General features: G+C 63.1%; 7 protein-coding genes. 1 reads left to right on the top strand and 6 read right to left on the bottom strand.

From position 1 onward, the window contains the following. Positions 1-295 precede the first annotated feature (295 nt). Complete coding sequence (acnA, locus tag O3306_RS19850) at positions 296-3,043, bottom strand: aconitate hydratase AcnA (protein ID WP_272010563.1); 2,748 nt, start codon at positions 3,041-3,043, stop codon at positions 296-298. A 219-nt stretch (positions 3,044-3,262) separates the two neighbouring features. On the opposite strand from acnA, the gene O3306_RS19845 reads away from it, so the two are divergent. Next, positions 3,263-3,961, top strand: a complete 699-nt coding sequence (locus tag O3306_RS19845) for a DUF1223 domain-containing protein (RefSeq protein WP_309501451.1) — start codon at positions 3,263-3,265, stop codon at positions 3,959-3,961. 6 nt (positions 3,962-3,967) lie between these two features. Here the strand turns inward: O3306_RS19845 and O3306_RS19840 are convergent, their stop codons facing one another. The 5 genes from O3306_RS19840 to O3306_RS19820 all read right to left on the bottom strand — a co-directional run bounded on the left by O3306_RS19840 (position 3,968) and on the right by O3306_RS19820 (position 9,192). Next, positions 3,968-4,909 (bottom strand): lysophospholipid acyltransferase family protein, encoded by a 942-nt coding sequence (locus O3306_RS19840; RefSeq protein ID WP_272010561.1) that lies wholly within the window; start codon positions 4,907-4,909, stop codon positions 3,968-3,970. A gap of 113 nt (positions 4,910-5,022) precedes the next feature. Continuing rightward, a complete protein-coding gene (locus tag O3306_RS19835) occupies positions 5,023-6,093 on the bottom strand; it encodes a flagellar motor switch protein FliG (RefSeq protein WP_272010559.1) in 1,071 nt (356 codons plus the stop codon). Between the two features lie 135 nt (positions 6,094-6,228). Beyond that, positions 6,229-6,402 (bottom strand): adenylosuccinate lyase, encoded by a 174-nt coding sequence (locus O3306_RS19830; RefSeq protein ID WP_272010557.1) that lies wholly within the window; start codon positions 6,400-6,402, stop codon positions 6,229-6,231. A 73-nt stretch (positions 6,403-6,475) separates the two neighbouring features. Further along, positions 6,476-7,783 (bottom strand): adenylosuccinate lyase, encoded by a 1,308-nt coding sequence (gene purB, locus O3306_RS19825; protein WP_272010555.1) that lies wholly within the window; start codon positions 7,781-7,783, stop codon positions 6,476-6,478. A 194-nt stretch (positions 7,784-7,977) separates the two neighbouring features. Next, on the bottom strand, positions 7,978-9,192 hold the full coding sequence (locus tag O3306_RS19820) for a bifunctional alpha/beta hydrolase/OsmC family protein (RefSeq protein ID WP_272010554.1): 1,215 nt from the start codon (positions 9,190-9,192) through the stop codon (positions 7,978-7,980). Positions 9,193-9,230: the final 38 nt, after the last annotated feature.

Raw genomic sequence — 9,230 nt, 5'->3', positions numbered from 1 at the left:
TCGAATTGGCAAACGCACTCGTCCAGCAAAACCGCAAATGGACACCGAAAACAGCTTGATCAAGACGGATACTCTAAGCGTCCACCGTTACTTGCGGTATCACAGCAGAGACAAAGACCGAACTGCCTGTACTCACATTGAATCCCGGCACTGTTTTTCGCGCCTTGTGAGAAACCTTAGCCCAGATTTTGCGATACGCAAAGGGCAATCCCGTTGGGGTTGAGTAGCAGGGCATAAACGCACTGCGCCCCGGAAAGACCGGGGCGCAGGCTAATACTGTCCAAGCGAGGGCCGGTCAGTTGGCCTTGGCGAGGTTGCGCAGCACGTAATGCAGCACGCCGCCATGTTCGATATATTCGATCTCGATGGCGGTATCGATCCGGCATTTCAGCATGATCTTCTTGGTGCTGCCGTCGGCCATTGTGATCTCGCACGGGACTTCCTGCAGCGGCTTGATGCTATCCAGCCCGGTGATCGACACGGCTTCCTCGCCGGTCAGACCCAGCGACTTGCGCGTGTCACCGCCGGTGAATTCGAACGGGATAACGCCCATGCCGACGAGGTTCGAGCGGTGGATGCGCTCGAAGCTCTCGGCAATTACCGCTTTCACACCCAGCAGTGCCGTACCTTTGGCAGCCCAGTCGCGTGATGATCCCGCGCCGTATTGTTCGCCGCCAAAGATCACCAGCGGCGTGCCCTGTTCCTGATAGGCCATCGCGGCGTCAAAGATGGATGTCTGCTTGCCGTCCGGGCCGTAGGTATAGCCGCCCTCGACGTTATCCAGCATCTCGTTGCGGATGCGGATATTGGCAAATGTGCCGCGCATCATCACCTCGTGGTTGCCGCGGCGCGATCCGTAGGAGTTGAACTCGCGCACCGGCACTTGGCGTTCACGCAGATACTGACCGGCTGGCGTGCTTTCCTTGAAGCTGCCGGCGGGGCTGATGTGGTCGGTCGTGACCATGTCGCCCAGCAGGGCCAGAACGCTGGCGTTCTCGATATTGGCGATCTTGCCCGGTTCCGCCGGCATGTCCTTGAAATAGGGCGGGTTCTGGACATAGGTCGATTGCGGCGGCCAGTCATAGGTTTCGCCCTCGGAGGTCTCGATGGCCTGCCATTTCTCATCGCCCTTGAACACGTCGGCATATTTCGACTGGAACGCCTCGCGTGTGACGGTCTGTTCAACCAGATCGGCGATTTCTTTCGTGGTAGGCCAGATGTCCTTGAGGTAGACATCCTTGCCATCGGGCGTTTGCGCGATCGGATCACGAGAGATGTCGATATTCATGTCACCGGCCAGAGCATAGGCCACCACGAGCGGCGGCGAGGCCAGATAGTTGGCCCGCACGTCTGGCGAAATGCGGCCCTCGAAGTTGCGGTTGCCCGACAGAACCGAGGTAGCGATCAGGTCACCTTCGGAAATCGCTTCCGAGATTTCAGGCTGCAGCGGGCCAGAGTTGCCGATGCAGGTGGTGCAACCGTAACCCACAAGGTTGAAGCCGATCTTGTCGAGGTCCTCCTGAAGGCCGGCGGCCTCAAGATAGGCGCTGACGACCTGGCTACCGGGCGCCAACGAGGTTTTCACCCACGGTTTGCGGTTCAGACCCAAGGCTGCAGCCTTGCGCGCCACAAGGCCGGCGCCGATCATCACATAGGGGTTCGAGGTGTTGGTGCATGACGTGATCGAAGCAATCACGACAGAACCATCGCGAAGCTCGTAGTCCTCGCCTTTGACTTTTTGCGATTTGCGCGGGTCAGCCGGGGCGGTGATCGTGTCGCCTTCGGATACCATGTCGCAGGCTGCTTCGTGGGTATCAGTACCGCGATAGTCATGGACCACATCCAGAAAAGCGGAGGAGGCATGAGTGAGCGCTACATAATCCTGTGGGCGTTTCGGACCAGAGATGGCAGGGACGATGGTCCCCATGTCCAGATGCAGCGTGTCCGTGTAAATCGGTGCGTAATCATCGCCGCGCCAGAGCCCGTTCGCCTTGGCATAGGCCTCGACCAGTTGCACACGAGCCTCGTCGCGCCCGGTGTTGCGCAGGTAGCGCAGCGTTTCGCCGTCAATCGGGAAGAAGCCGCAGGTCGCGCCATATTCCGGCGCCATGTTGGCGATGGTTGCCCGGTCTGCAAGCGGCAGGGTATCAAGGCCCGCACCGTAGAATTCGACGAATTTGCCGACCACGCCGCGCGCACGCAGCATCTCGACAACTTTCAGCACCAGATCGGTGCCGGTGGTGCCTTCGACCATCTTGCCTGTCAGCTCAAACCCGACGACTTCGGGGATGAGCATCGAGATCGGTTGACCCAGCATCGCGGCCTCGGCCTCGATTCCGCCGACGCCCCAGCCCAGAACGGCGGCGCCGTTGACCATGGTGGTGTGGCTGTCGGTGCCCACCAGCGTGTCGGGATAGGCCACTTCCTCGCCGTTCTGGTCCTTGTCGGTCCAGACCGTTTGGGCAAGGTATTCCAGGTTGACCTGGTGGCAGATGCCGGTGCCGGGCGGCACGACGCGGAAGTTGTTGAACGCGCCCTGACCCCATTTGAGGAACTGGTAACGCTCGATGTTGCGCTCATACTCGCGGTCGACGTTCATCTGAAAGGCGCGCGGGTTGCCGAATTCGTCGATCATCACCGAGTGGTCGATCACCAGATCAACGGGGTTGAGCGGATTGATCTGCTCGGCCTTGCCGCCCAGTGCCACGATGCCGTCGCGCATCGCCGCAAGGTCCACGACCGCGGGCACGCCGGTGAAATCCTGCATCAGCACGCGGGCCGGGCGATAGGCGATCTCGCGCGGGCTCCGGCCGCCATTGGCCGCCCAGTCCGAGAATGCCTTGATGTCATCGGTGGTGACGGTCTTGCCATCTTCAAACCGCAGCATGTTCTCCAGCACCACCTTGAGGGCAGCGGGCAGGCGGCTGAAATCGCCGAGACCGGCCTTTTCGGCGGCTTCGATCGAGTAGTAGGCGACGGATTGGTCGCCCGAGGTCAGTTTCTGGCGGGCTTTGGCGGTGTCATGTCCGACATTGATCGGCATAGGAGCATCCTTTCGTCTGGCATTTGAGCTGGCTTGGTCGGGTTCTGGCCCATTTGCACAAGGGCGGCAAGGGGTTTTACCCGTTTTCGGTATACTATTGCACACAATTATCCTTGTCCAGCCACCCCACGGCAGTATCGCGAAACATTGATTGGTTTTTTGGGGGCTGCATGGCTAGATGGGGGACATGTTACGCCTGACCCAGCCCGAAGAGCCCACATGATGCGATTCCTGACCTATCTGATCCTTGTCCCGTTCCTGTGGGTCAGCAGCGCAAGCGCCGGGGAGCGGCCCGTGCTGGTGGAGCTTTACACCTCGCAAGGCTGTTCGTCCTGCCCGCCGGCGGACGCGCTCTTGCTCAAGTTGGCGGCGCGCGACGATGTGATCGCGCTGTCGCTGCACGTGGATTACTGGGATTACATCGGCTGGAAGGACATCTTTGCCGACCCGGCCCATACGGCGCGCCAGCGTGGCTATGCCAAGGCTGGGCACAGGAAAATGGTCTACACGCCGCAAATGATCATCAACGGCACCGATCACGTGGTCGGCAACCGGCCCAAGGATGTGAATGCGCTTATCCGCCGTCACCAGGCGGCGCCGGACCGCGTGGCACTGAGCGTGGTCCGCAAGGGCGATCAGGTGCAGATCGAGGCGCGGGCGACCGCGGCCATCAACACGCCGCTGGTGGTGCAGATCGCCCGGTTCACCCCGCAGCGCACGGTGGCCATTGAGCGCGGCGAAAATGCCGGTCTGACCCTGAGCCATGCCAATGTGGTGACGGACCTGAGCGAGTTGGCGCGCTGGAACACGGCCCGGCCTCTGACGTTGAAAACGCCGGTCAATCCGGATCAGCCGGTGGTCGTGATCGTGCAGCGCCCGGGATACGGCGCGGTTGAGGCGGTGGCGCAGCTGCGCTGACGCGGCTCACTCCTCGCCCAGCAGCTTGGCGATGCGTTCGGCGCCGCGATCGGCCATGTCGCCGGTGCCATCTTTCCAGCGGCGGTGAATCCAGAACCACTGATCCATGTGGGCGCGGACCTGGGCTTCGAGCCGGTCATTGAATTCCTGGGTCATGGTGACGGGGTCGGACGGCTCAATCGGCGCTTCGACAATCACATCGAAATCCAGCCCGTTGGCGCGCCGGATGCCCCAGACCGGCACCAGCGGCGCGTCGAATTTCAGCGCCAGTTCGGCGGTGACGAGCGAAGTCAGCGCCGGTTTGCCGAAGAAATCCAGCGGCACGCCGCCATGGGCGTTGATGTCGGTCAGGATCGCCAATGTACCGCCTGCACGAAGATGCCGGGTCATCTGGACCATGCCGCGCTTGCTCTGTTCGAACATCGGCTGACTGAGCGCGGTCATCGCCTTGGAGTAATGCGCGTTGAAATAGCGGTTCTTGAGCGGGCGATAGAAACCGCCCAGCTCGATCCCCTGTTCGACCATGGCGACGCGCGCGGCGTTGAAGCTGCCGAAATGGCCGGTCACGAAGATCAGGGGCCGCCCTGCGGCCTTGGCGGCGCGCACCGCGTCCATGCCGGGGCCGGTCATCGGTGAATGGCGGGCGCGGGCGGTGAAGGCGCGGGTCGAATACATCTCGATCATGCCGCGCCCGGCATTGTCGGGCACCGCGCGCATCAGGCGGCGCACTTCGGCCTCGGGCAGGTCGGGGCAGACATGCGCGAGGTTATCGCGCACGCGGGCCGAATAGCCTGCCAGAGGGGCGACGATCCGCGAGGTGATCCAGCCCATCGCGGGCACGCGCCAGCGATAGGGCATCAGCCCGGCCAACCCGATCAGCCCGCGCAGGATCAGATTGACGCCATATTCGCCCGCTCGGATATGAAATGGATCGCTTGGGGTACTCATCTGCGCCGTCATTCATGGACTCGCCGCAAGACATAGAGCCGGGCAGGGCAGGGTACAAGCGCCGGGTTGCGGGTGGCAGGACCGGCGGCCTGCGCGTGTGGCGGCTGCGTGGATCAGGCGGCTTCTTCGCCGTCCTCCACGGTGGCCAGCACAAGGTTGCCTGCCGCTTCGAGCCTGCGGATGGTGTTGACGACCTCTGTCATGGCGTCTTCGCCCGGACCTTGCTTGACCGCGCCGCGCTCCTCCATTTCCTCGCGCAGGGTATCGGTCAGGCGGCGCGACATGTTGTTGAGCAGGAATTCGACGACGTTTTCCTGCCCCGTGGATTTCGCCGCGGTGAGCGCGGTGATGAGCACCGATTGCTCCAATGCGCGGATGACCTGCGGCACGTCGGTCCGCGCCAGCCGGTCAGGTATGTGCTGAAAGGTAAAGATCGCGCGCCGGACCTGGCTGGCGAAATCGCCGTCCGTTTCGTCCAGTCCCGAGAGGACATCATCACGCAAGGCGGAACTGGAGGAGTTGAGGATCGCACCGACGCGCTGCACCGGACCGTCGTCAAAGGCGATGGGCGGGCGATCATCGATCTGCGCGGCGAGCACCAACCCGATCCGGTCGACCGCTTCGGGCGTGACGGCCACTGTGCGGGAGATCGCAACGGTGATACGGCGCGCCTTGTCCCCCGGCAGACGGCCGAGCAGTTTGGCCGCGAAGGGCACGTCAAGCTTGGACAGGACCACGGCGGCCACCTCGGCGCTTTCGGCCAGGATGATCGGCACCAGCGTGTCGAGATCGGTGCGCTGGATCTGCTCCCACGGATCGCCGTATTGGCGCACGCCGGCTTCCTTGCGCAGGCGTGCCGCGGTTTGCGGGCTGATCCGGCCATCGAGTGCGCTGATCGCGCCGGCGATCCCGTGCGGAAAGGTCAGGCCCATCCCCTCAAGCTCGCCCGCGAATTCGGATACGACGCTCATCAGCGTGGCGCGGTCAACATAGCACATGGTGCCCATCTGGGTGGTCAGCGTCGCCTGTAGCGCATCGGGCAGTTCGGACAGCGGTACATCGGCCCCCTCGTTGAGCAGGAACCGCACGATGATCGCGGCCTTCTGCCGACGCGTCAGACGGGCCGCTGTGCGGCCTGCGGGCGGCGTAGGTGCCACCCGGGCAAGAGAATTTGTCTGGCTCATTCTGCGCCCTCCATCGGTTTGGCCGACGATAGGCTGCAGAGCGTGAAAAAGCGCTAAGGCACTCTGTGAATCAAGGCATTTCCGCGCCGCGCCGATCAATTCCTTGGTGTCGGGGCGGCTGCTTTGCGGATTGCCCTAGCCGCTGACGACAGGAACGCAGGTCGCGGTGGCGGCATCGTACATCGTGCCGCCCGCGCAGGACTGGGACTGGGTCTGGGCCTCGGTGGAGCCGTGCGTACAGCCCATCGCGAGGACGGCGCCCGGCGCCAAGGTCATGAAAAAGGCGGCGGCGATCAATCTGGGGAACATGGTGGCCTCCTACAGCAGGTGCGCCAATCATAGCGCATCCTGCTGCATTTCACCAAATCACGTTTCGGCAGTGTCAATCCTTGCCGAATACCCGCGCAAAGATCGTGTCCACATGTTTGGTATGGTAGCCGATGTCGAATTTCTCTTCGATTTCCTCGGCGCTCAGTGCTTTCAAAACGTCCGCATCGGCCAGAAGCTCGGTCTTGAAATCCTTGCCTTGCTCCCAGACTTTCATCGCGTTGCGCTGCACCAGTTTGTAGGCATCCTCGCGGCTGACCCCGGCCTGGGTGAGTGCCAGAAGAACGCGCTGCGACATCACGAGGCCGCGGAACTTGTTCATGTTGGCCAGCATGTTGTCGGGGTAGATCACCAGCTTGTCGATGACATTGGTCAGCCGCGACAGCGCGAAATCCAGCGTGATCGTGGTGTCAGGCCCGATGTTGCGCTCGACCGATGAGTGGCTGATGTCGCGCTCGTGCCAGAGGGCGACATTCTCCATCGCGGGCACGACGGCCATGCGCACCAGACGCGCCAGACCGGTCAGGTTCTCGGTCAATACCGGGTTGCGCTTGTGCGGCATGGCGCTGCTGCCCTTCTGGCCGGCGGAAAAGAACTCTTCGGCCTCCAGCACTTCGGTCCGCTGCATGTGGCGGATCTCGATGGCGACGTTCTCGATGCTGCTGGCGACTACGCCGAGCGCTGCAAAGAAGGCCGCGTGCCGGTCGCGCGGGATCACCTGAGTGCTGATCGGCTCGGGTTCCAGCCCCAGTTTTTTGCAGACATGTTCTTCGACCGCCGGGTCGATATTGGCGAAGGTGCCAACCGCGCCGGAAATGGCGCCGGTGGCGATCTCGTAGCGGGCTTTTTCCAGCCGGTTCAGGTTGCGGTCCATCTCGGCGTAGAAGCGGGCAAAGGTCAGGCCCATCGTCGTGGGTTCGGCATGGATGCCGTGGCTGCGCCCGATGCGCACGGTATCCTTGTGCTCGTATGCGCGGCGCTTGAGAGCGGCCAGCAGACCCTTCATATCCGCGATCAGGATGTCGGTGGCACGCACCAATTGCACGTTGAAACAGGTGTCGAGCACATCCGACGAGGTCATCCCCTGGTGTACGAAACGCGCCTGGTCACTGCCCACATGCTCTGCCAAATGGGTCAGAAAGGCGATCACGTCATGTTTGGTCACGGCCTCGATCTCGTCGATGCGGGCTACATCGAATTCCACATCCTTGGCTTTCCATACGGCCTCGGCGTTGGCGCGCGGGATCACACCCAGATCGGCCATCGCGTCGCAGGCATGCGCCTCGATCTCGTACCAGATACGGAACTTGGTCTCGGGCGACCAGATGTCGACCATTTCGGGGCGGGAATAGCGGGGAATCATGTGTGTGGGCCTCTGGCTATGTCAAATGCGGATGCGCGCGGTGTAAACCGCGCGCAGGCTGGCAGCAAGCCGGGCCTCCTCGCGGTGGTGGTGTCGCCTCTTTTGGTCGCAAGTACCCCCGCCGCAGGCATCAGCGTGGCGCCTCGGGCGGGGAGACGTATGAAGACAGCGAAAACCTTTGCGCCCGGCGCCGCTCAGTCGGCCAATATGGTTTCGATACGTGCGCTGGCCTCCAATGTGCGGTGCACCGGGCATTTGTCGGCAATCGCCAGCAGCCGCGCGCGTTGATCGTCGCTGAGGTCGCCGTCTAGGTACACGGTCCGCTTGAACATATCCGCGCGGGCGTCCTGGCCGGCTTTGGCGTCCTGGGCATGGACCTTGTCATGGCAGACCTCGACCCGGACCTGGGTAAGGGGCCAGCCTTTGCGCCGCGCATACATGCGGATCGTCATCGACGTGCAGGCCCCCAGCCCGGCCGAGAGGAAGCCGTAGGGCGACATGCCCCGGTCGGTGCCGCCATAGGCCGCAGGTTCATCCGCCAGCGTATGGTGGCGAGGCCCGGAATAGACGTCTTGCAGGAACCCGTCGGGGTCCGCCTCGGTGACGCGCACGATGCCTTCGGGCGCGCCGGGGGGCGGCGCGGGCGCCTTGATATCAAGGTAGCGCGTGGCCCATGCGGCGATCACCTGGGCGGCGTATTCGGCGTCACGCGGTCGGGAGATCAGATGGTCGGCCTCGTCGAGTGTGACGAAACTCTTGGGGTGTTTGGCGGCGCTGAAGATACGCCCGGCGTTTTCGATCCCTACCACGGCGTCGCGCGGCGCGTGCAGGATCAGCAGCGCGCGGTGCAGCTGGGCGATTTCGGTCTGGAGCGTTTCGGCATTCACGTTTTCCACGAAATCCTTGCCGATGCGGATGGGGCGGCCGCCAAGATTGACCTCGGCCACGCCGTTCTTGTCGATCTCGGTCAGGGCGTCGCCGAAATTATGGGTCACATGGGCGGGGTCAAAAGGCGCGCCGATGGTGACCACGGCGCGAACGCTGTCGATCTTGCGTGCGGTGGCCAACACCGCGGCTCCCCCCAGCGAGTGGCCGATCAGCAGTGAAGGCGCCATGTCGCGTGCCGCCAGCGCCTCGGCCGCCAGCAACAGGTCGGTCGTGTTGGAGGTGAAAGTGGTATTCTCGAACTCGCCGCCCGAATGGCCAAGCCCGGTGAAATCAAACCGCAACACGGCGATGCCCGCGCCGGCAAGGCGGGCGGCGATCCGGCGTGCGGCGGGGATATCCTTGGAGCAGGTGAAGCAATGCGCAAAAAGCGCGGTGGCCAGGTGCGGCCCCTCGGGCAGATCGAGCCGCGCGGCCAGTTCGGAGCCATCATGGCCGGTGAAAGTCAGGCGTTCGGTGGGCATGGGGTGGTCCTCTTGTGCTACGGCTCAAGAGTAAGCGG

Origin of the sequence: Roseovarius sp. ZX-A-9 (assembly GCF_028369135.1) — a bacterium.
GTDB lineage: Bacteria > Pseudomonadota > Alphaproteobacteria > Rhodobacterales > Rhodobacteraceae > Roseovarius.
This window is presented reverse-complemented; position numbering and strand designations above follow the sequence as displayed.